Source organism: Streptomyces sp. NRRL S-646, from assembly GCF_000720765.1.
Lineage (GTDB): Bacteria > Actinomycetota > Actinomycetes > Streptomycetales > Streptomycetaceae > Streptomyces.
Window position 1 is genome coordinate 53,445 of record NZ_JODC01000001.1, and the last position, 23,430, is coordinate 76,874.

Here is a 23,430-nt window from a genome sequence, read left to right on the forward strand (position 1 = left end):
GCATGCACATCCTCGTGGTGCACAACCGCTACGCCTCGGCGCAGCCGAGCGGCGAGAACAAGGTCGTCGACCAGGAGGTGGAGCTGCTGCGCGCGGCCGGCCACCGGGTCGAGATGTTCGAGCGGCGCAGCGACGACATCGGCGCCATGTCCCTCCTCGCCAAGGTCGCGGTGCCGCTGCGGGTGCCGTGGAACCCGGCCGTCCGCACGGAGCTCGCCGCCAAGCTGCGCACCGAGCGGCCCGACGTGGTGCACGTCCACAACGTCTTCCCGCTCCTGTCGCCCGCGGTCCTTGCCGCGTGCGCCGACGCCGGCGTGCCCGCCGTCGCCACGCTGCACAACTACACCCAGGTCTGCCCGCCCGGCACGCTGCAGCGGGACGGCCGGCCGTGCACCGAGTGCGTCGGATCGGCGGTACCGCTGCCCGCCGTCCGGCACGGCTGCTACCGGGGCTCCCGCCTCGCCACGGTGCCGCTCGCGGTCAGCCTGTCGGCCAACCGGCGGCGCTGGTGGTCCGGCGTGGAGCGGTTCTTCTGCATCTCCGCGGCCCAGCGCGACACCCTGGTGCGGGCCGGCATGCCGGCCGAGCGGCTGGCGGTGAAGCACAACTTCGTACCCGACCCGGAGGACCGCCGAGCAGGCGACGGAGAGCATCTGCTCTACCTCGGCCGGCTCGCGGAGGCCAAGGGCGTACGACTGCTCATGGCCGCGTGGGACGAGATCGCGGCGAGCGGCGGTGTGGGCGTGCCGCTCGTCATCGCCGGCACGGGGCCACTGGAGCCGGAGGTGACCGCCTGGGCGGCCGGCCGGGACGACGTGCGCTACGTCGGGCTGTACGACACGGCGGAGTGCCGGAAGGCCATCGCGCGCTCTGTCGCCGTGGTGGCTCCGTCCACGTGGCTGGAGGCGTTCGGCCTGGTGGTCGTGGAGGCGATGGCGGCCGGGGTCCCGGTCGTCGCCGCCGGTCACGGCGCTTTCGTCGAACTCGTCGACGACGGCGTGACCGGGCTGCTGCACAAGCCGGGGGAGTCCGCCTCCCTCGCGTCCTGCATACGCCGCGTCGCGGCCGAGCCGGACCACAACCGGGAGATGGGCCGAGCGGCCCGGCTCCGGTACGAACAGGGTTTCAGCCCGGCGGTCGGCCTCGACCGCCTGGTTGATGAGTACCGCACCGCGATCGCGGAGCGGTCAGCACAGACTCGCGGCGGGGACACCCCCGCGAGCAGGGGGGATGGGGACAACAGATGACACGATGCCGACTGTGCGGCTCGGAGGCGACGGCGAGCGTCGTCGACCTCGGGGCGACGCCACCATGCGAGAGCTTTCTCGCCGCGGACCAACTCGACCAGCCGGAACCGGCGTACCCGCTGCACCTGCGGGTTTGCACCGACTGCTGGCTGGCGCAGATCCCGCCGCTGATCAAGCCGGAGGAGACGTTCACGGAGTACGCGTACTTCTCCTCGTACTCGACCTCCTGGGTGGAGCACGCGCGGACGTTCGTCGCCGACGCCGTAGAGCGCGCGGGTCTCGGTCCCGACGCCTTCGTCGTCGAGGTCGCGAGCAACGACGGGTACCTGCTGAAGCACGTGGTGGACCGGGGGATCCGCTGCCTGGGCATCGAGCCGTCGGTGAACGTCGGCGCCGCGGCACGGGACAAGGGCGTGCCCACGCTCACGGAGTTCCTGAGCCCGGACACCGGCTCGGCCGTCCGTGCAGAGCACGGCCCGGCGGACCTGGTCGTCGCCAACAACGTGTACGCGCACATCCCCGACGTGGTCGGGTTCACCCAGGGGCTGCGCGCCCTGGTCGCCGACGACGGCTGGGTCTCCATCGAGGTGCAGCACCTGCTGACCCTGATCGAGGAGAACCAGTACGACACGATCTACCACGAGCACTTCCAGTACTACACGGTCGCCTCCGCGATCCAGGCGCTGGCGAGCGGCGGACTCACGCTCGTGGACGTCGAGTTGCTGCCCACGCACGGCGGCTCCATCCGGCTGTGGGCCCGCCCGACCGAGGTGGCCGGCGAGCCGACGGAGCGGGTGGCCGACGTACTGGCCCGGGAGAAGGCCGCCGGTCTGCAGGAGCTGTCCGGGTACACCGAGTTCTCTGCCCGCGTGGCCAAGGTGCGCCGGGACCTGCTCAAGTTCCTCATCGAGGCGGCCGAGCGCGGCCAGACGGTCGTCGGCTACGGCGCCCCGGGCAAGGGCAACACCCTGCTCAACCACTGCGGCATCCGACCCGACCTGCTCGCGTACACGGTCGACCGCAACCCGTACAAGCACGGCAGGTTCACCCCGGGCACCCGCATCCCGATCCTGCCGCCCGAGCAGATCGCCGCCGACAGACCGGACTACGTCCTCGTCCTCCCGTGGAACCTGCGGGCAGAGCTGGTCGAGCAGCTGTCCTTCGTACACGACTGGGGCGGCCGGCTGGTCTTTCCCATCCCGGAACTGAGCATCGTCGACGGCGCGTCCCGAAAGGTCACAGCATGAAGGTCGTTCTGTTCTGCGGCGGTTACGGGATGCGGATGCGCAACGGAACCTCCGACGACGTGCCCAAGCCGATGGCGATGGTCGGACCGAGGCCGCTGATCTGGCACGTCATGCGCTACTACGCGCACTTCGGGCACAAGGAGTTCATCCTGTGCCTCGGCTACGGGGCCCACCACATCAAGGACTTCTTCCTCAACTACGAGGAGACGACGTCCAACGACTTCGTGCTGCGGGGCGGGAAGACCGAGCTGCTGTCCACCGACATAGCCGACTGGACGATCACGTTCGCGCAGACCGGCATCGAGTCGCCCATCGGGGAGCGGCTGCGCCGGGTGCGCCACCACCTGGACGGCGACGAGATGTTCCTCGCCAACTACGCCGACGTGCTCACCGACGCCCCGCTGCCCGAGATGATCGACAACTTCGCCCGGCGCGACGCCGGTGCGTCGATGATGGTGGTGCCGCCCCAGTCCTCGTTCCACTGCGTGGACCTGGGCGAGGACGGCCTGGTGGGGGGCATCACCGCGGTGAGCGACATGCCGCTGTGGGAGAACGGCGGCTACTTCGTGCTCCGCCAGGAGGTCTTCGACCACATCCCGGAGAACGGGGACCTGGTCGCCGACGGATGCGCCCAACTGGCCAAGGAGGGCCGCCTGGTGGCGCACCAGCACCGCGGCTTCTGGAAGCCGACCGACACCGTGAAGGAGCGGGCCGCGCTCGACGAGGCCTATGCCCGGGGCGACCGACCGTGGGCCGTGTGGGAACGGGACAACGCCGGGGTGAGCGCGTGATCCGCCTCGGCGCCGGGCGCCCGGACCGGATCGTCGCCGTGGGCGCGCACTGCGACGACATCGCCATCGGCGCCGGCGGCACACTGCTGACGCTGTGTCACGCGCGGCCGGGCCTCCGCGTCGACGTCCTGGTGCTCTCCGGCGGTGGCAGCGAGCGCGAGCAGGAGGAGCAGGCCGCGCTCGCCGCCTTCTGCCCGGGCGCCGACCTGCGGCTGACCGTGCACAAGCTGCCCGACGGCCGGCTGCCCGTGCACTGGGACGAGGCCAAGGCCGCGGTCGAGGAACTGCGCGCGCAGACCGACCCGGATCTGATCCTGGCCCCGCGCACCGACGACGCCCACCAGGACCACCGCGGCCTGGCGCAGCTGATACCCACCGCATTTCGCGACCACCTGGTCCTCGGCTACGAGATCGTCAAATGGGACGGCGACCTCGGCCGGATGGCCGCCTACCAGCCGCTGTCGCCGGAGGTCGCCGAAGAAAAGGTACGGCTGCTGCAGGAGCACTACCCCTCGCAGCGGCACCGGCCCTGGTACGACCGCGAAGCCTTCCTCGGGCTGGCACGGATCCGCGGCATCGAATGCCACGAGCGATACGCCGAGGCGTTCGCCGTCACCAAACTCACGCTCAACCTGGGGGGTTGAACCATGCGCGTACTACTGACTGGACACCAGGGATACCTGGGCACCGTGATGGCCCCGGTCCTCGCCGCCGCCGGACACGAGGTCGTCGGCCTCGACTCCGGCCTGTTCGCCGACTCCGTCCTCGGCGAGACACCCGCGGACCCGCAGGGGCACCGGGTGGACCTGCGCGACGTCACGGCCGAACACGTGGCCGGGGTGGACGCCGTGATCCATCTGGCCGCCCTGTCCAACGATCCGCTGGGCTCGCTGGCGCCGGAACTCACCTACGACATCAACCACCACGCGTCCGTACGGCTGGCCCGGCTGGCCCGCGAGGCCGGAGTGCGGCGCTTCCTGTACGCGTCGACGTGCTCGGTCTACGGCGCCGCCGGCGGCGACGACCTGGTGGGCGAGGACGCTCCGCTGCGCCCGGTGACCCCGTACGCGGAGTCCAAGGTGCGGGTGGAGGACGACCTGCACGAGCTGGCCGACGACGACTTCACCCCCGTGTACATGCGCAACGCCACCGCCTTCGGCTACTCGCCCCGGCTGCGCGCCGACATCGTGCTGAACAACCTGGTCGGTCACGCACTGCTGTCCGGCGAGGTGCTGGTGCTCTCCGACGGGACCCCCTGGCGCCCGCTGGTGCACGCCGGTGACATCGCCCGGGCCTTCACGGCCGCGCTGACCGCGCCGCGCGAAGCGGTCCACGACCGGGCGTTCAACATCGGCAGCGAGACCAACAACGTCACGGTCGCCGAGATCGCCGAGCAGGTCGCCGAGGCGGTGCCCGGCGCGAAGGTGAGGATCACCGGGGAGAACGGGGCCGACCCGCGCTCCTACCGGGTGGACTTCTCCCGGTTCCGCGCCGCGATCCCCGGCTTCGACATCGAATGGTCGGTCAAGCGCGGCGCGCTCGAACTCGCCGACGCCTACCGGAAGTTCGGACTGACCAAGGAGGACTTCGACCAGCGCTTCACCCGGCTCGCCGTGCTGCGCGCGGCGTCCGAGGCCGGCACCGTCGACGACACCCTGCGGTGGCGCCGATGACCCATTCCGGCGAAGAGATGCACGCCCTGGTGGAGCGGATGTACCCGCTGTGCCGGAGCATCACCGGCGACGGTGTCCGCGCCACCCTGGACATCGTCGGCGAGTACCTGCCGCTGCAGGTGCACGAGGTGCCGACCGGGACGCAGGTGCTCGACTGGACGGTGCCGCAGGAGTGGAACATCCGCGACGCGTACATCGCCGACAGCGCCGGGAACCGGGTCGTCGACTTCGCCGCGTCCAGCCTGCACGTGCTCGGCTACAGCGTGCCGGTGTCGGCGACCATGCCGCTGTCCGAGCTGCGCCCGCACCTGCACACCCTGCCCGAACAGCCCTCCTGGGTGCCGTACCGCACCAGCTACTACAAGCCGGAGTGGGGCTTCTGCCTGGCCCAGGACACCCTGGACGCGATGCCGGACGGCGAGTACGAGGTGGTCATCGACTCGACCCTCGCCGACGGCCACCTCACCTACGCCGAGTACGTGGTGCCCGGCCAGGTCGCCGACGAGGTGATCGTCTCCTGTCACATCTGCCACCCGGCGCTGGCCAACGACAACATGGCCGGCGTCGCGGTGGCGACGTACCTGGCCCGGGAGCTTGCGCAGCAAACGCCGTACTACACCTACCGGTTCATCTTCGCGCCCGGCACCATCGGGGCGATCACCTGGCTGGCCCGCAACGCGGAGCGGGTGGAACGGGTCAAGCACGGCGTCGTGCTGGCCTGCGCCGGCGACCGGGGCCAGTTGACGTACAAGCAGAGCAGGCGCGGTGACGCGGAGATCGACCGGGTGATGCGGCACGTGCTGACCGCATCCGAACGGCCGCACCGCGTCAACGAGTTCACTCCGTACGGCTACGACGAACGGCAGTACTGCTCGCCCGGGTTCAACCTCGGTGTCGGCTCGCTCACCCGGACCCCGTACGCGGGCTATCCCGAGTACCACACCTCGGCGGACAACCTGGACTTCGTCTCCCCGGAGGCGATGGCGGACACCCTCGCGGTCTGCCGCGAGGCGTTCGCCGTCCTGGACCGCAACCGTCAGTACGTCAACCTCAGCCCGTACGGCGAACCGCAGTTGGGACGGCGCGGGTTGTACGACGCGCTCGGCGGCCGCAGCGACACAAAGCAGGCCCAGATGGCCATGCTCTGGGTGCTCAATCTCTCCGACGGCGAGCACGACCTGCTGGACGTCGCCGAGCGGTCCGGGCTGCCGTTCGACACCGTCGCCGGGGCGGCCGGTGCCCTGCACGAGGCAGGGTTGATCAAGACATGACGTCGATGCCCGTCGAGGGGGAGAGCGCGCAGACCACTGCGCGACCGGCCGGATCCGCCAAGCGGGCCCTGGTCGGCCGGCTGTCGTGGGGACTGGCCGACCAGGCGGCCTCCAGCATCAGCAACTTCGCGGTGGGCATCTACGTGGCCCGCTCGCTCGGGGTGACCGCGTTCGGCGTGTTCAGCCTGGCCTGGGTGACCTACGGCGTGGTGCTGAACGTCTCGCGGGGCCTGTCCACCGACCCGCTCGTGGTGCGCTTCAGCGGCGTTCCGGAAGCGAACTGGCGCGGGGCGGTGGCCCGTTCGACGGGTACGGCACTCGGCGTCGGTACCGCCATAGGTGCGCTGTCCCTGGCGGCCGGACTGGTGCTCGGCGGCCGGCTGGGGCCCGCGTTCGTCTGCCTGGGCGTCATGCTGCCGGGGCTGCTGCTGCAGGATGCCTGGCGGTTCTCGTTCTTCGCCGCGGGCAACGGGCGCAAGGCCTTCCTCAACGACGTCGTGTGGTGCGTGGCACTCGTCCCGGCCATGGTGGTGGCGGCCCACGTGAGCAGCGTGGCCGCCTTCGTGCTGGCCTGGGGGGCGTCCGCCGCGGTGGCCGCCGCGTACGGCTGCTTCCAGTCCGGAATCCGGCCCCGGATGACCGAGGCGCGCGGGTGGCTTCGCGAGCAACGCGATCTCGGCTACCGGTACCTGGTCGAGAACGTCAGCCTCAGCGGCGCCAGCCAGCTGCGGGCCTACGGGCTCGGCGCGATCGTCGGGCTGGGGGCGGTGGGCGCGGTGCGGGGTGCCGAGCTGCTGATGGGCCCCTTCCTCGCCGTACTGATGGGCCTTTCGCTGGTCACCGTCCCGGAGGCGGCACGGGTGCTGCGGCAGTCCCCGCACCGCCTCGGCAAGTTCTGTCTCCTGCTGGGCGGCGGGCAGGCCACCGCCGCGCTCCTGTGGGGCGGGGCCCTGCTGCTGATGCCCAACCGGCTCGGCGCTCTCGCGCTCGGCGACGTCTGGCACTCCGCCTCTCAGCTCCTCGTGCCGATCACCTTCAGCGTTGCGGGCGCGGGCCTCGGCACCGGCGCGGCGGCCGGGCTGCGCGCGCTCGGCGCGGCCCGGCGCAGTCTGCGCTGCCAGCTGTTCGCCTCCGCCTGCTACGTCGGCGGCGGGCTCGGCGGTGCTGCCGTGGCCGGCACGGTCGGCTCGGCCTGGGGCGTCGCCGCCGCGACCGTCAGCGGCTCGGCCGTGTGGTGGCTGCAACTGCGGTCGGCCCTGCGCGAGCACCACCACGACCCTGTTCCTGAAGTGAGGACCTCATGACCGACCGACCCAGGCTGAGCATCGGCCTGCCCGTGTACAACGGTGAGGAGTACCTCGCCGAGTCGCTCGACGCCCTGCTCGGCCAGACCTATGAGGATTTCGAGCTGGTCATCTCCGACAACGCCTCGACCGACGGGACCGAGGACATCTGCCGCAAGTACGCCGCGCAGGACTCCCGCATCCGATACATCCGGCTGCTCCGGAACGTCGGCGCCACGCCGAACCACAACTACGTGTTCACCCAGTGCCGCGGCGAACTGTTCAAGTGGGCCTCGCACGACGACCTCTACGCCCGCGACCTGCTGCGGCGCTGCATCGAGGCGCTGGACGAACAGCCCGACGTCATCCTCGCGCACGCCGACCAGGCGGTCATCGACGGCGACGGCCAGGTGACGGTCCCCTACGAGTACACGCTCGCCACCGACTCCCCGCACGCGCCGGAGCGCTTCCGCAGCCTGCTGTTCGAGCCGGGCGGCGACGACTTCTACGGGGTGATGCGGGCCGACATGCTGCGCCGGGTGAAGCCGCTCGACAGCTACCACCACGCGGACCGCACGTTCGTCGCCGAGATCACCCTGCACGGGCGCTTCCACCAGGTGCCGGAACTGCTGTACTTCCGCCGTGACCACCCCAACCGCGCCGAGCGGGCGAACCCGTCCAAGCGCTCCCGGTGCGTCAACCTGGACCCGCGCCGGGCAGGCCCGCTGCACCCGACGCCCCGGCTGCTCGCCGAGTACATCTGGGGCTTCGCCGCGGCGATCCGGCGGGCGCCGTTGTCCCCGGCCGACCGACGCGCCTGCTACCGCCACATGGCCGCCTGGATGACCAGCCGGGTCCGGCCGGGCGCCGGCGAGCGGGTCGAGGACCGCGCCCCCGTCGACCCGGACCTGCTCACCGTCTCCGTCGACGCCCTCGTCGCGGGCCGCGAGGGGCGGCGGGCATGAAGACGGCAACACGTGTGGGGGTGTTCGGCCTCCTCGGCTCCGGCAACCTCGGCAACGACGGCTCGCTGGAGGCCGTCCTGGGATTTCTGCGCACCGAGCACCCGGACGCGGCCGTGGACGCCCTGTGCGGCGGACCCGAGGCCGTGACGACCCGGTTCGGGATCCCCGCCACGCGGCTGCACTGGAACCGCGCGGAGTACCGGACGGCGTCACGTGCGGGCGCGATCGCGTCGAAGGGGCTCGGCAAACTCGTCGACGTCTTCCGCACCGCCGCCTGGGTGCGCCGGCACGACGTGGTGATCGTGCCCGGCATGGGCGTCCTGGAGGCCACCCTGCCGCTGCGGCCGTGGGGCTTCCCGTACTCGCTGTTCCTGCTCTGCGCGAGCGGCCGGCTGCTCGGCACCCGGGTCGCGCTGGTCAGCGTCGGCGCCGCCGAGATCCGCAACCGGCCCACCCGGGCACTGGTGCGCTGGTCGGCGCGGCTGGCCACGTACCGGTCCTACCGGGACGCCCAGAGCCGTGACGCGATGCGGGCGATGGGCGTGGACACCGCGCGCGACGAGGTCTACCCCGACCTCGCGTTCTCCCTGCCGACGCCGCAGACGAGCGCGCCCTCGGGCTCGCCGGGCACGGTCTGCGTCGGCGTCATGGACTTCCACGGCGGAAACGACGACCGCGCCCGGGCCGACGAGATATACCGGCGCTACCTCGACGGGACGATCCGTTTCGTCCGCACGCTGGTCGAGGACGGCAGACCCGTCCGGCTGCTCACCGGCGACCAGTGCGATGTGGCGGTGGTCGACGCGATCCTCGACGCGGTCGACTCGCCGCTGGTCACCGCCGCCGAGCCGGCCTCACTGGCCGATCTGATGAAGGAGATGGCGGCTGCCGACACCGTGGTCGCGGTCCGCTACCACAACCTGATCTGCGCGCTGAAGACCGGCACCCCGGTGCTCGCCCTCAGCTATGCGGCCAAGAGCGACGCGCTCATGGAGCGGATGGGTCTCGGCGCCTTCTGCCACCCGGCGCGCGAGGTCGACGTCGACCGGCTGCTCGAACAGTTCCGGACGCTGGAGAAGCGATCGGCCGAGCTGCGCCAGACCCTCACCGAGCGGAACCAGGCGGCCGCACAACAACTCGCCGACCAGTTCACTGCGTTGACCGCAGCCGTGTTCCCGAAGACCGACCACACTCACACCCTGCGGAAGGCTCGATGAAAGCGACCGAAGTCCCGGAGATCGCCGACGCGTACCTGTTCGAACCCACACCGTACGCCGACGAACGCGGCTTCTTCTGCCGCACCTTCGACGCCGACGTGGTCCGCTCCGTGGGCCTCGACCCCAACGCCTTCGTCCAGGACAGCGTCTCCCGCTCGGTCCGGGGCGTGCTGCGCGGCCTGCACCTGCGCTCCGGCGCCGGCGAGGCCAAACTGGTGCGCTGCTCGTACGGGAAGATCTTCGACGTCGTCGTGGACCTGCGCCCGGACTCGCCGACCTACCGCAACCGGGCCTTCTTCGAGCTGTCCGGCGAGACGCAGAAGACCGTGTACATCCCGGCGGGATGCGCGCACGGCTTCCAGGCTCTTACCGAAATCGCAGATACCTCTTACCGTATCGATCGTCAGCACGATCCGTCCGAGGACGTGACGATCGCCTTCGACGACCCGGAACTCGCCATTCCCTGGCCACTGCCGGTCACGTCGATGTCCCAGCGGGACCGGGAGGCGCCGAGCCTCGCCGAGGTCCTGAAGCACAAGGAGGGTGAAGTCGGTTGACCACCGGACACACCGAACACACCGAAGAGACCGCGGAGTTCCGTCTGCCCCGGTCACGGACGGCGAACGAGCGGCTGCACGCCCTGATACCCGGGGGAGCGCACACCTACGCCAAGGGCGACGACCAGTACCCCGAGAACCTGGCCCCGGTCATCAGCCACGGCCGAGGGGCCCACGTGTGGGACATCGACGGCAACCGCTACATCGAGTACGGATCCGGCCTGCGCTCGGTCAGCCTCGGCCACGCCCACCCAGGCGTGACCGAGGCGGTACGGCGGGAGATCGACCGCGGCAGCAACTTCGTCCGGCCCTCCATCGTGGAGGTGGAAGCCGCGGAACGCTTTCTCGCCACGGTGCCGACCGCCGACATGGTGAAGTTCGCGAAGAACGGCTCCGACGCCACCACCGCCGCGGTGCGCCTCGCCCGCGCCGCCACCGGCCGCCCGAGGGTGGCCATCTGCGCCGACCATCCGTTCTTCTCCGTCGACGACTGGTTCATCGGCACCACCCCGATGTCCGCCGGCATTCCGACGGCCACCAACGAGCTCACCGTGTCCTTCCCCTACGGGAACCTGGCCGCCACGGAGGAACTGCTCACCCGGTACGAGGGCGAGGTCGCCTGCCTGATCCTCGAACCCGCCACCCACACCGAGCCGCCGCCCGGATACCTGGAGGGCCTGCGCGAACTGGCCCACCGGCACGGCTGCGTCCTGATCTTCGACGAGATGATCACCGGCTTCCGCTGGTCAGAGGCGGGAGCCCAGGGCCTGTACGGCGTGGTCCCCGACCTCTCCACCTTCGGCAAGGCGCTGGGCAACGGGTTCGCGGTCTCCGCGCTGGCCGGGCGGCGCGAGCTGATGGAGCGGGGCGGGCTGCGGCACTCCGGCGAGCGGGTCTTCCTGCTGTCCACCACGCACGGTGCGGAAACGCACTCGCTGGCCGCGGCGATGGCCGTACAGACCATCTACACCGAGGAGGGCGTCACCGCGCGGCTGCACGCGCTCGGCGAGCGGTTGGCCGCCGGTGTCCGCGAGGCCGCGGCCGGCATGGGCGTCGGCGAGCACATCGTCGTCCGGGGCCGGGCCAGCAACCTGGTCTTCGCCACCCTCGACGCGAACGGGCAGCCGTCGCAGGAGTACCGCACCCTGTTCCTGCGCCGGCTCCTCGAGGGCGGGGTGCTGGCCCCGTCGTTCGTGGTGAGCAGTGCGCTCAGCGACGCCGACATCGATCACACCGTCGATGTGGTGGCCCAGGCATGTGCGGTGTACCGGAAGGCACTGGACGCCGGTGACCCCACCCCCTGGCTGGCAGGACGACCGGTGAAGCCGGTGTTCCGCCGCTTGGCGTGACGTCAGCGATGCTCCAGCCGACCGGCGTCGGCCGTGCGAACGGCCCGCCGGTCGGCCGTACGGTCGACCAGCCATGCGGTCGCCGGTACCACCGCCAGTGCGGTGCACCAGCCGCCGAGGACATCGGTCGGGTAGTGCGCGCCCAGGGCGACCTGCGCCCACCCCATCGCGGCGCCGGCAACCAGCGCCGCGGCGAGCACGAGTGACATGCCGGCCGCCTTGCCGAGGCCGAGCCGGCCGGTCGCCGGCAGTGCCGCTGCGAGGGCGAGCGCGGTGAAGAAGGCGGTGTGCCCGCTCGGGTAGGACAGATTGTCGGCGCCGTGAATGGTGCGTCCCACCACGTGCTTGAGCAGCGTCGCCGTCCCCACGGTCACGCCGACCCCGGCCACGACGAGCACCGCCGCGCGAGGACGCCGAAGCAGCAGGCAGCCCACCACGACGGTCACGATCACCATCGCCGATCCGGCGGGCTCTCCCAAGAAGTCCAGGGTCAGAGCGACATACCGCCACGGCGGCTGCACACTGTCCGCCGTCGGTGAGATGAACCAACGGTCCACCCTGCCGGGCTCGCTGTGACCGGCGTACAGGACCCCGATCGCGGCAACCACCAGCGCGGCGAGAACCGCGATCAGCCCGAACAACGGGCGCAGCGACGAAGGCAGCACCCCGGGCGCCGGCCGGCCGGTCACACGCCCACCGCGTCCGGCCGGCCTGCGCCGACTTCCAGGCCCGCTCCTGCCAGGCGATCCAACGCGAGCCCCCCGTCGTGTCCGACTCCCCCTCCAGCGATCATAACCGCCGCGCGGACAACCGTTCTTGGCCTTTCCGACTCCGTGGGGGCTGTCAGTCCCTGCGCCGGGACAGGGGGGTGCGTACGTCCACTCCTACGGATAGCTGGTCAGGTTCGCCACGTTGGGGCTGGAGTTGGACGGGCCTCCCGTGTTGTTGATGACGTGGCTGATGGTGCCGGTGCCGCCGAGCGAGACCGTCACCATGCTGGTGAAGCGGACGTTGGGGTTGTTCGGCGCTTCGATGGCGTGCGCGGCCACGACAGCGGGGTTGACGTTGAAGTAGCAGTAGCTGCCGAGGCCGTACGCCTGGTGGCTGGTGACCGAGTCGGCGACCTTGTAGGCCGCGTAGCCCTGGGTGGAGCCGTTCATCCATGCCGCCTGGTTCGGCGGGTCGTAGGGCATCTCGTTCTGGAAGAAGTACGTGCGGCCGCCGTTGCCGTTCCAGACGGTCTGGTACTTCTGGAAGTGCTCGACGAACAGGCCGTACATCGTCACGTTGTCACCGTTGACGATCATGCCGGTGTCCGCGGTGTTGCTGGTCCAGCCGACGCCGCTGCCGTGGTCGGCGCGCCAGATCCACATGTGGTCGCCGATGACGTTGTCGCTGTTGACGACGAGGCCGGTGGTCACCTTGCCGACGCCCGCACCGCCGACGCGGAAGTAGACGTCGTGCAGGGAGGTCGGGTCGGCCGTGTGGGAGGCGGAGGAGCCGCTCGGCCCGACCTCCAGCAGGGAGGGCGAGTCTGTCGTGCCGGCGTCGAACAGCAGGCCCGCGATCTTCACCCCGTCGACGTCGGCGACCTTCATGGCCGTGATGCCGTTGTCGGGGACGAAGGTGGCCAGGCCCAGGCCGAGGACGACCGTGTCGGCGCGGTTGATCTGCAGGGTCTGGTCGAGGTGGTAGAGGCCAGGGGTGACCAACAGGTTCTTGCCCGCCGCGAGGGCGGAGTTGATCTGCGAGGCGGTGGCGCCCGGCTTGACGATGTAGAAGGAGTCCAGCGAGAGCGAGGAGCCCGAGGTGCCGCTCGACCAGCTGGTGCCCGAGGAGTTGGACCGCAGGGACGGCACGAACACCTGGTAGGTGCCGGATCCGTCGACGTACAGGAACGGCTTCTCGCGGGAGACCGGGCTCTGTGCGACGGTGGTGTCCGGCGGGCTGGGGAAACTGGTGGCGGGGACTCCCGTGCTGCCGGTGAAGACCATGTTCCAGTTGGAGCCGGTCCAGCTGCCCAGCTGGGAGTTGCGGGTCAGCCACTGCTGCTGGCTGCCCGAGTCGACCTGGCCGTCGATCTTGCTGTCGGCGATGAGACCGCCGCTGGACCAGCCGCCGTCGTCGAGGGCGAGGTTGCCGCGCAGGTGCATCCGACGGTACGGCGCCGCCTGTGAGACCGCCCAGCGATCGCTGCCGCCGACCGGGTTGACCGACAGGTTCTCCGCGCCGCGCCAGAAGTTCTGGGTGGCGTTGCCCTGAAACCAGTCGGCCTCGGCGTGCACCGCACCGTTGATCGTCACCGCGTCGGGCGACAGGCCGAGGCCCAGCACCTGAGTGTAGAAGCCGACGTTGACGTCGGCGCTGTAGGCGCCCGGCTTGAACAGCACGGCGTAGCGCTGGGAGCCGAACTGGTTGGTCTCCTGCTGCTGGAAGATCGTGTCCAGCTTGCTCTGGATCGTCGAGGACGACATCGTCGGGTCGAAGACGACGACGTTCGGGCCCAGGTCCGGGTTGGCGGCCGACTGGGTCACGGGTACGACCTGGAAGCGCTGGGCCGCGGTGCCGTTGCAGGTGTACTGCACGAACTGCACACTGTCGGCGGTCGAGGCCGCGGGGTCGTCGAGGCACTTGCCGCTGTTGCGGTTGACGAAGTGGTACGCGCCTCCGCCCTCGTCCACCGGCAGCCACTGCTGGTTGGCACCGCCGCCGTACGTCCACAGGTGGACCAGGGCGTTGTCGGCCGTGGAGACGTCGGCGACGTCCGCGACCTGGTTGGTGTCGTTGGCATTGTTGATCCGGACATATCCGTCGCTCGTGGCGGTGAAGCTCCACCGCTGCGCCGTGGTGCCGTTGCACGAGTACTGCTGCACGACGGTGCCGTTCGCGGTGGCGGCCGCCCTGGCGTCGAGGCACCGGCCGCTCGCGGCGTTCATGACGGTCGCGAAGCCTGTGGGCAGGGCGGTGGCCGCGGCGTGCGCGGGCGCTCCGGTGAGCAGGGACGCGGCGGCCGTGGCCACCACTGCGGCCGCGGCGGATCTGCCGCGCCATGGGAGGGAAAGCATCGGTTGTTCTCCTGGTCTCGTGCGGGGAAGTCAGCCGGTGTATCCGGCGAAGACGCGGGTGTAGTCCCAGGCGGACTGGCTCACGCCGGAGCAGCTGTCGGCCGAGCCGCCGGTGCAGGGCCGGTCGCGGTTGGCGGACCAGAACGTGAGCCGGGCCAGATGGTGCTGCTGGGCGTAGCCGAGGATGGTCCGGAAGTCGGCCACCGTGACGGTCTCGTTGTTGTCGGTGATGCCGTTCATCGACGAGATGCCCATGTCCCGGTAGGCGGTGTCGTCGCTGTAGCCGTACGCGTTCTTCAGCGCGTTCTTGAGCCCCTCGGCGGCCTGGGTGGTGAGGTTGCCCATGTTCTGCCCGGCCCCGCCGAAGTCGAACGGCATGATGGCCCAGGCGTCGACGGTCAGCCCTGAGGACGCGGCCCGGTTGATGAGGCTCGTGTCCGGACCGCTCTGGCCGGTGCCGATGGTGATGTACACCTTCAGGCCGGGGTTGTCGGCCTTCACGGTCTTCAGGGCGTCCACGGTCCGCTGCTGCACGGTTCCGTTGCTGTAGGCGTCGGCCTCCAGGTCGATGTCGATGGCCTTGAGGCCGCCGTAGGCGCCTATGACCTTCTGGTACGCCGCCGCCAGCTCGCTCGCGCTGGAGCAGGAGCTCTCCAGCTTGTTGCCGCTGTAGCCGCCGAAGGACGGGATGACGTCGCCGCCGTTGCCGCGCACGGTGTTGATCGTCTGCTGGTCGACACCGCCGGTCAGGGCCCGGCTGCCGTCCCACTGCGGGTTGCAGTAGCCGTTGCTGAGGACGAAGGCGAGCGTGTAGTTCTTCACGCCGGTCGCGTTGGTGATCGTGGTCGGGCTCGGCGGGTCGCCCCAGCCGTTGTAGAGGTACGGCGCCACGGCCATCGGCGCGGACGGGGTGGTGCCGTCACCGGCCGCGGGCGCGGTCCACTTCTGGTTGGCGGCGCCCGTGCAGGACCAGATCTGGGCGCGGGCACCGTTGGCCGAGGAGTTGTCGGTGACGTCCAGGCACTTGTTCGCCTGCGGGTTGACGATGTCGTGGGCGGCGGTGACGGTCCACTGCTGGTTGGCGCCGCCGGAACAGGTCCACAGCTGGACCTTGGCGCCGTCGGCGGTCGAATTGCCGGTCACGTCAAGGCACTTGCCTAGGGCGCGGACGGTGCCGTCGGAGCCCACGGTCCACTGCTGGGCGGCGGTGCCGTTGCAGTCGTAGAGCTGGACGGCCGTACCGTCCGCGGAGTTGGCGCCGGCGACGTCGAGGCACTTGCCGGCCGTCCCGGTGATCGTGCCGGTGGCGGCCTGGGCGGGGGACGCGGCGAGCAGGCCGGTGGACAGGGTGAGAGCGATGACCGACAGGGCGGCGGATGCGGGGAGTGGCCTGGGTCTGGGCATGGCGGGGCGCCCTTTCGTGGGGGGTGGGGCACTCGGGCCGCGTTCACCTTGTGAACGGGCCATTGCACGCACGGGGTTGGGGCTGCCGGTGAACCTAAAGGTACGGACCACTTTCGTCAAGGTATGAAGTAAGAGTTGATGGAAGGGGGTTCGCCGACGGGGACACCTCGTGCCTCCCCGAAAGATCGAGGCGAGCAACAACTGGTGCGCGGTCGTCCACCCCGGCACCGTCGATCCACCGACGACCCCCCTTCGACCGCAACCAGGACATGCCCGTCGTGTCGAGTGGCGGGGCGTCAGCTGCGCAGGAGCCGAAGGTCGACCGCGTCCGCCATGGCCTTCATTCCCTCGTCGTTGGGGTGTATGTGATCGCCCGAGTCGTACGCCGGGTTGAGGGCGGCCGGGTTCGCGGGGTCACGCATGGTCCGGTCGAAGTCGATGACGCCGCCGAAGGCGCCGCTGGTGCGGATCCACCGGTTGACGCTCTGGCGAATGGCCTCGGCGGCGGGCGTGTAGTAGCCGTTGCCCTCGTCGGGCATCAGGGTCGCGCCGATCACGTCGACGTGGGCGGCGTGCGCCTGGCCGATCAGGGCGCGGTAGCCGTCGATGAGGTCCTGGGAGGTGAGCGGCCGGCCCTCGGGGCCGGCGTTGTTGCCGATGTCGTTGATGCCCTCGAAGAGGATGACGTCCTTGACGCCCGGCCGGCCGAGGGCGTCGTGGCCGAAGCGCTTGAGGGCGCTGACACCCTGCCACAGGTTCGGGACGTCGGTGAGGACGCGGTTGCCGCCGATGCCGGCGTCGACGACGCTCAGCCGCTGCGGGCCCGGTCCGGCGCCGAGCCGGCGTCCGAGGAAGTCGGGCCACCGGGTGTAGGCACCGGTCGAGGAGTGGTAGCCGTCCGTGATGGAGTCGCCGAAGGCAACGACGGTGCCTCTGGCGGTCGATGACAGAACGTCAAGGCCCGCCAGGTAGTACCACGAGGTCGTGGTCGTGCCGAACGCGGCGGCGCTGTCGTCACCCGTGTGGTTGCCGGAGGCGATGTAGGTGGTGTCGAAGGCGTCGGAATGCCACGTCGACATGCCTGTCGCACCGGGGACGTAGAGGCTGACGAGCAGGTTCTCGCCGGCACCGACCGGAATCGGGACGACATCGCTGACCGCCTCTTCGCCCGCCGAGATCGTGAGGTGGCGGGAGCCGGCGAAGGTGACGTTGCGGATGGTCCCGCGTGTCGCTTCGCCGCCGCTCGCCTGGACGGCCACGTCCACCTCGCCGACATCGAGCGGGGCGCTGCTGTACCGGTTGGACGAGTGATGCGGGCACCCGAGCCCGCCACGCTGCTGTGCGCCACCATCCGGATGGTCTGGTTCTCGAAGGACGGGCCGCCGGTCGTCATGCTGGGCGACCAGGCACTGACCCTGGTGGCCTTGCCCTGCGCCGAGGACGTGGCGGTGCTCGCCGCGTTCGCCGTGCTCAGCGGAACCACCGTGAGAGCCATCCCGGTCAGCGCTGCACACATGCTCAGCAAGGATCTGCGACGCGGCCGGCGAACTGCCGCCGTTCTTCCCTTCTTTGGAGACATCGTCGTTCCCTCCACCCTTCTCGTCGGCTCATAGGGGGGTGGGGCCGGACCGACCGCCCGGCCCCATGTGCGCCGGACCGGACTCAGCCGAGGTTGCTCAGCGTGACGGACGCCCCGGGCTTGAGGCTGATCTTCCGAGCGGTGCTGCCCGCAAAGACGGTCGTGTCGCGGCCGCCGACACTCTTCAGCGTCAGCTGTGTGACCTTGCCGCCTCGCCACTTGAGGTCGGCGACGAAGCCGCCGCGGACACCGACACCGGACACCGAGCCGGATGCCGCCCACGCGGCGGGCAGGGCGGGCAGCAACTCGACGTGACCCGGCCGCGAGTAGACCAGCATCTCGATCATCGCGGAGGGAGTGCCGAAGTTCGCGTCGATCTGGAAGATGCCGCGGCCCTGCCCCATGTCCATGATGTCGAAGAGATTGGACGCGCTGCCGTTGCTGCCGTTCACCGACGGCTTCAGGTTGTTGACGACCAGCTGGTAGGCCTTCTCCGCGTTCTTCAGCCGCGCCCAGCACAGGCTGCGCCAGGCGTTGGACCAGCCGTAGCTGTTCATGCCGCGGGCGGTCAGCAGGGCCGTCGCCCCGGCGAGGATGTCCTTCGGCGTGGAGTCGTCCGGGCGGATCCGGTCTCCGGGGAAGAGGCCGAACAGCGGGGAGAGATGACGGTGCGTGGTCTCGCCGAGGTTGTCGGGCGACATCCACTCCTCCAGCCAGCCGGTCGTCGGGCTGACCACGGGGAGGTACAGGCGCTCACGCAGGCCGTCGACGGTCGCTCCGTAGGAGAGGTCCTTGCCGAGTACGCGGGTTGCGGTGAGGTAGTTGCCGAAGAGGTTCCACACCGCTTCCTGGGCGTAGGTGATGCCCTTGGCGTCCTGCGGGCCCTGCTCGGGCGACCAGTCGCTGTCGTCGATGAGGACTTCGCGTGAGGCTCCCGAGGCGTCGGTGACGGTCGTCGTGATGAGGCGGGCCTCCCAGAACTCCACTGCGCCCCTGAGGAGGGGATAGATCCTTTCGAGGTAGGCGCGGTTCTGGGTGAACTCGTAGTGCTCGAACAGGTTCTGGCAGAGCCAGGCGTTGCCCGCAGGGTGCCACCACCAACCGCTGCCGCCGTAGGGGTTGGTGGAGAAGGCCACGGCCCAACCGGCGACCCTTCCGCTGGAGTTGCGGTATCTGTTGGTCGAGGTGTTGAACAGCCGCTGTGTGACGTCCGTCCATGAGGGCAGTTGTGTGAGGCAGTAGTCCGCGAAGGCGTTGAAGCAATCGGACAGGCCCGTCCGGTCGGCCATCCAGTAGTTCATCTGGACGTTGATGTCGGTGTGGTAGTCGCCCATCCAGTCCGGGTCGTTGCCGTCCAGCCACGGGCCCTGCAGGCCCATCGGCAGGCTGCCCCGCGACCCGGAGATCATCAGATAGCGGCCGAACTGCAGGTACGCCGCCTCGAGTTCGGGGTCGGGGACGTCGTCCCGGTAGCGCGCCTGTATCCGCTGCCAGGTGTCCAGCTTGCGCTGTGCGGTGGACGACGTGCCCAGGTTGATGTCCTGCTGCTCGAACACCGGGCGGAAGTCGGCGACATGGGTGGACAGCAGTGTGCTCGCGGAGTGGCCGGCGGCGGCCAGGACCTTGGTCCGCGCCAGGAGCTCAGGGTCCACGGACGGGTCGCGGAACCCGGCCGCCGCGTCAGGGGCGTAGTTGGTGCCCCCGCTGACCACGACGGTCAGGTCCTTGCAGTTGCGGAACGAGATCGCCGTACCGTCGACAGCGACCGTGCCGGCGGTGCTGCAGGCCGTGACGGCGGCGCCGTACTTCAACCCGTTGGCGAAGGAAGCACCGAACGATGCATGGCGCCCCGTGCGGTTCGCGGTGGTGGTCTCGCCGTGGGTGCCAATGAGGGAGACGGTACCGGTGTAACTGCCGCCGCCCTGCTGGGAGAAGTACAGGACGATGACGTCGTCCGGGCGGCTGGCGAAGACCTGCCGCTGGTAGGTGACGCCGGACAGGTCGTACGAGGCGCTGACGAAGCCCTGGGCCAGGTCGAGGGTACGACGGTAGTTGTCGACCGAGCCCAGGTCGTGTGCGGGGATGTCGACCGTGAGCTCGGCCAGCAGGGTCAGGGAGCCGAAGTCGTCACGGCCGTAGGGGAACTGGCCGTCGCTCTGCAGGGTGTCGTTGAGGCCGCCGGTCCACAGGGTGGCGTCGGTGATCGTCAGCAGTTCGGCTGCGGGGTCGTTGCTCGTGAGCGCTCCGAGGCGCCCGTTTCCGACCGGCAGGCCCTGCTGGATCATCGAGGTGGGGGAACCGGGAGCCCGCCACCACAACCGGTTCTTCGCGGCGGCGGTCGCGGACAGCAAGGGGGAGGAAGCCGGCCGGCGGGGGGCCGCCGAGGCGGTGAAGGTGGGCAGACCGCCGAGGGCGGCGACCGCGCCGGCCGTGGCGGCGAGGGTCAGAAAGCGTCTGCGGCTCGGGTGGTCGTCGGGTGATTCGGTGTGCTGGGTGTCCACGGTGTGCACTCCAGATCCGGGGGAACGGCGCATGCGGGAACGACGGATACGGGCCGTCGGAGGCGGCCTGATCAGGCAGGCTGATCAGCCGGATTGATCAGGCGGACTTGGGTACGTCGATCCGGTCGATGTCGGGTGAGTAGTCCCAGCCACTGTCGAAGGTGATCGTGTTGGAGCCCGCCTTGAGGGCCAACTGGACGCTGACGGTCTCGGCCGTGCTCCAGTCGCCGGTGGAGGGGAACTTCAGGCTGGAGCCGTGGCCGCTGTTGGAGTAGACGGTCACCGAGCGGGGATCGCCGCTGACGTAACCGACATTGACGGTGTAGATGCCGTCCTTCTTCACCGTGATGTCGTTGAACTGCAGCTTGCTGTCGAGGTAGAGGTTGCCGACCTTCTTCCCGCCGGAACAGGCATTACAGGAGGCGACGGAGGCGTTCCCGGTCAGCGTGTTGTTCGCGGACTCGGCCTCGTAGCGGGTGGTGGCCGGCGGGGTGCCGCCGGGCTTGACGGTGAACAGCCGTGAGCCGTGTGCGGGCAGCGTCGAGGTGATCCGGTTCTTGTACGTGCCGAGGTTCTGGTGGTTCCACAGGTCGCGCACGGTGGCCGCGCCGGTGAAGCCGAAGGATGCCCAGTCCGCCGTGACGGAGGCCGACGAGGCGCCGAGGTTGAACAGGGCGACTGTGTAACTGCCGTCGGGGTTCTTGGTTCCCCAGACCTGCTGGTCGCCCATCGGGGTGACCGGACGTGCGACGGGCGAGGTGTTCTGGTCGACCGCTATGACTTCCTGGTCGGTGAGCAGGGAGAGGCCGTAGCTGTCGAGCTGGGTGATGTCGTCACCGGTGAACAAGGGCGACTTGTTGATGGCCCACAGCGTCATGTAGCTCTGCCGTTCGGCCTTGGTGAGGCCGTCCATCGCGCCGTTGCCGACGTCGATCGCGTCGAGGTCGTTCCAGCCGCCGGGTCCTGCCTTGCCGCTCCACGCGGGGGCGTCGTTCCACCGGTCGTTGACCGAGTTCTCCCAGGTGACCAGGGTGTTGCAGTAGCACTCCACGTCGGTGTCGATGCGCCAGCCGTTGGAGTACTTCTTCCAGTCCGCGGCGTGGGAGATGTCGAGCGACCAGGACAGCTCGAGGTGGATCGGCCGCCCGGCGTCGGCGATGGACTGGTGCCAGGCGGCCACGTCCGCGACGTTGTTGTAGTTGTCACCGGACTTGGACGAACCGGGGCCCACACCGTCGAGCTTGAGGAAGTCGTAGCCCCAACCCGCGAGCAGCTGCGCCTGCGAGTCGATGTACTTCTGCGCGCAGGGGTTGTCGAAGTTCAGCTTGTAGGCGCTGTCCCAGCCGTTGGTGGTCCGCAGGTCCGGGTAGACGACGTCCGCGGTGGTGCAGCTCGGGGCGTCGTGGATCGGCACCTTGCCGTCGCCGTACGCGCCCTTCTCCAGGCCCACGGGCAGGTAGATGCCGGCCTTGAGGCCCTTGGCGTGGATGTGGTCGGCGACCGACTTCATGCCGTGCGGGAAGCGCACCGGGTCGGGTGTCTGCCGGCCGTACTGGTCGAACTCGGAAGTCCAGTTCTTGTCCATCCACCAGCCGGCGTCGATGTTGACGTGGTCGTAGCCGTACTTCTTCAGGGTGGTGGCCAGCGCGTCGGTCTGCTTCAGTACGTTGGCCTCGGTGAGGTAGCTGTAGTTGCCGTCCGGGTTGAGGCCCGGGTACTGGGAGGACTGCATGCTCCAGCTGGACCAGCCCATGTACGGCTTGGCCGCCGGGCCGGAGGCGGTGGCGTCCGCCGCGGCCGCAGCCGAACTGGCCGCTGCGGTCGCGGACTTGGAGGCGACGGGCCCGGCCTGAGTGGCGGAGGCCGGGACCGCTGTGCCGAGTCCGGCCGTGACGGCCAGGACCAGCACGGTTCTGAGGGGACGGCGCACGAATCCGGGGAGGGCTCTGGAGGGGGATGAGGGCATGGGTCGCCTCCTGGTGGGTGAATGGGGTTGTGCGAACGGCACCCGGTGGGGGCGGGTATCGGTGAGGTCCGGGCTAGAACAGGACGGCGACTGCGGCGGACCGCGGGCTGCGGCTCTGCAGCGTCATGGCTGCTCCTCGTACGTGTCTGACCCCATGAAGGACTGGATCGCGGTGGCCGCGGCCCCACGAGCCCACTCCTCGAAGGGCAGCGGACGTGTCATCACGTCGCACTGCGAAGCGGTACCGAAGGCGGACGCGGCGAACGCATCCCGGATGCCCTCGGCGAAAAGGTCGTATGCGGCCAGGCCCTCCCCGGAGATGACCACCCGCTCGGGGCCGAGGAGGTTCACCAGGGAGGCAATGGCTCTGCCGATGGCTTCGCCGGCCCGCGCATAGACCGCCCGGACACCGGGGTCTCCGCCGTGGGCCAGGTCCAACGCCTCGGCCGCATCGGTCAGTTGTCTGCCCGTGGCCGCGCTCACCGCGCGGAGGATCGCGGGGTCCGCCGCGATCGCCTCCACGCAGCCGCGGTTGCCGCAGTGGCAGAGCGGGCCCCTCGGGTCGAGGGACAGATGCCCGATCTCGCCCGCCACGCCGTGCGCGCCCGACACCACCCGGCCGTGCACCACCAGGCCACAGCCGATGCCGGCGCCCACGGTCACCAGGGCGAAGTCCGAGAGCCCGACTCCGGCCCCGAACCAGTGCTCGGCGACCGTGAGCGCCCGCACATCGTTGTCGACCGTGACCGGCAGCCCGGTCGCGGTAGCGGCGAGCTCGGCGAGCGGTACGTCGCGCCACTCCAGAAAGGGGGAGTAGCGGACCAGACCCTCCGCGCGGTCCACGTCCCCCGAGATCGCGATGCCCAGCCCCCGTACCTGCACACCGAATCCGACGGCCTCCGTGAGCAACTCCTGTACCAGCGCGGTGATGGCGGTGAGCACGGCCTGCGGTTCGCGGCCCGTGAGGGCTACGTGCCGGGACACCCGGATTCGGCAACACAGGTCGGCCAGCACGGCGATGATCTCGTCGCCTGTCACCTTGACGCCGATGAACAGGGCCCTTCCCGCGTCCACCGACACCAGGGTGGCCGGACGTCCCACCGCGGGCCGCGCCTCTTCGTCCGCGCCCTCGACGAGATAGCCGAGCTCCATCAGCGGACGGACCGCCTTGGTGACCGCGGCCGGAGAGAGCTTGGTGCGGCGCCCCACCTCGGCCCGGGTCAGCGGGCCGTGAGAGAGGAGCGTGGTGAAGACCAGGGAAGCGGCCGGAGTCATCGTGGGAACCGAGTCGCGAGCGAAGGTCGGGCGCATGGCC

The 23,430-nt window shown here is 70.1% G+C and carries 19 protein-coding genes; 12 read left to right on the plus strand and 7 right to left on the minus strand.

Features of this window, described 5'->3' with window-relative positions:
* Window positions 1–2 precede the first annotated feature (2 nt).
* The 11 genes from IH68_RS0100195 to IH68_RS0100245 are packed head-to-tail and all read left to right on the plus strand — an operon-like array spanning window position 3 to window position 11,600.
* Complete coding sequence (locus IH68_RS0100195) at window positions 3–1,247, plus strand: glycosyltransferase (RefSeq protein ID WP_030926588.1); 1,245 nt, start codon at window positions 3–5, stop codon at window positions 1,245–1,247.
* Window positions 1,244–2,494: a class I SAM-dependent methyltransferase gene (locus IH68_RS0100200; protein WP_030926590.1), complete on the plus strand. Its 1,251-nt coding sequence runs from the start codon at window positions 1,244–1,246 to the stop codon at window positions 2,492–2,494. Before IH68_RS0100195 ends, IH68_RS0100200 begins: the two co-directional genes overlap by 4 nt.
* Window positions 2,491–3,285 carry a glucose-1-phosphate cytidylyltransferase gene (locus IH68_RS0100205; RefSeq protein ID WP_030926591.1) on the plus strand — a complete coding sequence of 265 codons (795 nt, stop codon included), beginning with the start codon at window positions 2,491–2,493 and terminating at the stop codon, window positions 3,283–3,285. The genes IH68_RS0100200 and IH68_RS0100205 overlap by 4 nt, the downstream gene beginning before the upstream one ends.
* Window positions 3,282–3,929 carry a PIG-L deacetylase family protein gene (locus IH68_RS0100210; protein WP_030926593.1) on the plus strand — a complete coding sequence of 216 codons (648 nt, stop codon included), beginning with the start codon at window positions 3,282–3,284 and terminating at the stop codon, window positions 3,927–3,929. The genes IH68_RS0100205 and IH68_RS0100210 overlap by 4 nt, the downstream gene beginning before the upstream one ends.
* A gap of 3 nt (window positions 3,930–3,932) precedes the next feature.
* The gene (locus tag IH68_RS0100215; RefSeq protein WP_030926596.1) at window positions 3,933–4,958 is read left to right on the plus strand and encodes an NAD-dependent epimerase/dehydratase family protein; all 1,026 of its coding nucleotides are present in this window, start codon (window positions 3,933–3,935) and stop codon (window positions 4,956–4,958) included.
* Window positions 4,946–6,229, plus strand: a complete 1,284-nt coding sequence (locus IH68_RS0100220; protein WP_030926598.1) for a DUF4910 domain-containing protein — start codon at window positions 4,946–4,948, stop codon at window positions 6,227–6,229. The genes IH68_RS0100215 and IH68_RS0100220 overlap by 13 nt, the downstream gene beginning before the upstream one ends.
* Window positions 6,226–7,533: a membrane protein gene (locus IH68_RS0100225; RefSeq protein WP_030926600.1), complete on the plus strand. Its 1,308-nt coding sequence runs from the start codon at window positions 6,226–6,228 to the stop codon at window positions 7,531–7,533. The genes IH68_RS0100220 and IH68_RS0100225 overlap by 4 nt, the downstream gene beginning before the upstream one ends.
* Window positions 7,530–8,477, plus strand: a complete 948-nt coding sequence (locus IH68_RS0100230; protein WP_030926603.1) for a glycosyltransferase family 2 protein — start codon at window positions 7,530–7,532, stop codon at window positions 8,475–8,477. Before IH68_RS0100225 ends, IH68_RS0100230 begins: the two co-directional genes overlap by 4 nt.
* Window positions 8,474–9,694: a polysaccharide pyruvyl transferase family protein gene (locus tag IH68_RS0100235; RefSeq protein ID WP_030926605.1), complete on the plus strand. Its 1,221-nt coding sequence runs from the start codon at window positions 8,474–8,476 to the stop codon at window positions 9,692–9,694. The genes IH68_RS0100230 and IH68_RS0100235 overlap by 4 nt, the downstream gene beginning before the upstream one ends.
* Window positions 9,691–10,251 carry a dTDP-4-dehydrorhamnose 3,5-epimerase gene (rfbC, locus tag IH68_RS0100240; protein WP_030926607.1) on the plus strand — a complete coding sequence of 187 codons (561 nt, stop codon included), beginning with the start codon at window positions 9,691–9,693 and terminating at the stop codon, window positions 10,249–10,251. Before IH68_RS0100235 ends, rfbC begins: the two co-directional genes overlap by 4 nt.
* Window positions 10,248–11,600, plus strand: coding sequence for a glutamate-1-semialdehyde 2,1-aminomutase (locus tag IH68_RS0100245; protein WP_030926609.1), 1,353 nt, complete (start codon window positions 10,248–10,250; stop codon window positions 11,598–11,600). The genes rfbC and IH68_RS0100245 overlap by 4 nt, the downstream gene beginning before the upstream one ends.
* A 2-nt stretch (window positions 11,601–11,602) precedes the next feature.
* Here IH68_RS0100245 and IH68_RS0100250 read toward each other — a convergent pair whose 3' ends face one another.
* From IH68_RS0100250 to IH68_RS49375, 4 genes are all read right to left on the minus strand, one after another.
* Window positions 11,603–12,289: a phosphatase PAP2 family protein gene (locus tag IH68_RS0100250; protein ID WP_030926611.1), complete on the minus strand. Its 687-nt coding sequence runs from the start codon at window positions 12,287–12,289 to the stop codon at window positions 11,603–11,605.
* Window positions 12,290–12,484: 195 nt separating this feature from the next.
* Window positions 12,485–14,665, minus strand: a complete 2,181-nt coding sequence (locus tag IH68_RS0100255) for an RICIN domain-containing protein (RefSeq protein ID WP_030926613.1) — start codon at window positions 14,663–14,665, stop codon at window positions 12,485–12,487.
* A 30-nt stretch (window positions 14,666–14,695) separates the two neighbouring features.
* Window positions 14,696–16,069, minus strand: a complete 1,374-nt coding sequence (locus IH68_RS0100260; RefSeq protein WP_030926616.1) for a chitinase — start codon at window positions 16,067–16,069, stop codon at window positions 14,696–14,698.
* A gap of 296 nt (window positions 16,070–16,365) precedes the next feature.
* Window positions 16,366–17,328, minus strand: coding sequence for an SGNH/GDSL hydrolase family protein (locus tag IH68_RS49375; protein ID WP_234341132.1), 963 nt, complete (start codon window positions 17,326–17,328; stop codon window positions 16,366–16,368).
* A gap of 51 nt (window positions 17,329–17,379) precedes the next feature.
* On the opposite strand from IH68_RS49375, the gene IH68_RS57625 reads away from it, so the two are divergent.
* Window positions 17,380–17,682, plus strand: coding sequence for a hypothetical protein (locus tag IH68_RS57625; protein WP_234341134.1), 303 nt, complete (start codon window positions 17,380–17,382; stop codon window positions 17,680–17,682).
* 49 nt (window positions 17,683–17,731) lie between these two features.
* On the opposite strand, the gene IH68_RS0100270 is transcribed toward IH68_RS57625, so the two are convergent.
* From IH68_RS0100270 to IH68_RS0100280, 3 genes are all read right to left on the minus strand, one after another.
* Window positions 17,732–20,149 carry a glycosyl hydrolase family 95 catalytic domain-containing protein gene (locus tag IH68_RS0100270; RefSeq protein ID WP_030926619.1) on the minus strand — a complete coding sequence of 806 codons (2,418 nt, stop codon included), beginning with the start codon at window positions 20,147–20,149 and terminating at the stop codon, window positions 17,732–17,734.
* Between the two features lie 97 nt (window positions 20,150–20,246).
* Window positions 20,247–22,115 (minus strand): alpha-galactosidase D, encoded by a 1,869-nt coding sequence (locus IH68_RS0100275; protein ID WP_030926622.1) that lies wholly within the window; start codon window positions 22,113–22,115, stop codon window positions 20,247–20,249.
* Window positions 22,116–22,238: 123 nt separating this feature from the next.
* On the minus strand, window positions 22,239–23,426 hold the full coding sequence (locus tag IH68_RS0100280; protein ID WP_030926625.1) for an ROK family transcriptional regulator: 1,188 nt from the start codon (window positions 23,424–23,426) through the stop codon (window positions 22,239–22,241).
* Window positions 23,427–23,430 lie beyond the last annotated feature (4 nt).

Bases quoted from the DNA above. Each gene is read 5' to 3' on its own strand.
- IH68_RS0100260 (WP_030926616.1), bottom strand. From the start codon at position 16,069: ATGCCCAGACCCAGGCCACTCCCCGCATCCGCCGCCCTGTCGGTCATC.
- IH68_RS0100225 (WP_030926600.1), top strand. From the start codon at position 6,226: ATGACGTCGATGCCCGTCGAGGGGGAGAGCGCGCAGACCACTGCGCGA.
- IH68_RS0100275 (WP_030926622.1), bottom strand. From the start codon at position 22,115: ATGCCCTCATCCCCCTCCAGAGCCCTCCCCGGATTCGTGCGCCGTCCC.
- rfbC (WP_030926607.1), top strand. From the start codon at position 9,691: ATGAAAGCGACCGAAGTCCCGGAGATCGCCGACGCGTACCTGTTCGAA.
- IH68_RS0100255 (WP_030926613.1), bottom strand. From the start codon at position 14,665: ATGCTTTCCCTCCCATGGCGCGGCAGATCCGCCGCGGCCGCAGTGGTG.
- IH68_RS57625 (WP_234341134.1), top strand. From the start codon at position 17,380: ATGCGGGCACCCGAGCCCGCCACGCTGCTGTGCGCCACCATCCGGATG.
- IH68_RS0100215 (WP_030926596.1), top strand. From the start codon at position 3,933: ATGCGCGTACTACTGACTGGACACCAGGGATACCTGGGCACCGTGATG.
- IH68_RS0100195 (WP_030926588.1), top strand. From the start codon at position 3: ATGCACATCCTCGTGGTGCACAACCGCTACGCCTCGGCGCAGCCGAGC.
- IH68_RS0100205 (WP_030926591.1), top strand. From the start codon at position 2,491: ATGAAGGTCGTTCTGTTCTGCGGCGGTTACGGGATGCGGATGCGCAAC.
- IH68_RS0100280 (WP_030926625.1), bottom strand. From the start codon at position 23,426: ATGCGCCCGACCTTCGCTCGCGACTCGGTTCCCACGATGACTCCGGCC.
- IH68_RS0100230 (WP_030926603.1), top strand. From the start codon at position 7,530: ATGACCGACCGACCCAGGCTGAGCATCGGCCTGCCCGTGTACAACGGT.
- IH68_RS0100235 (WP_030926605.1), top strand. From the start codon at position 8,474: ATGAAGACGGCAACACGTGTGGGGGTGTTCGGCCTCCTCGGCTCCGGC.
- IH68_RS0100200 (WP_030926590.1), top strand. From the start codon at position 1,244: ATGACACGATGCCGACTGTGCGGCTCGGAGGCGACGGCGAGCGTCGTC.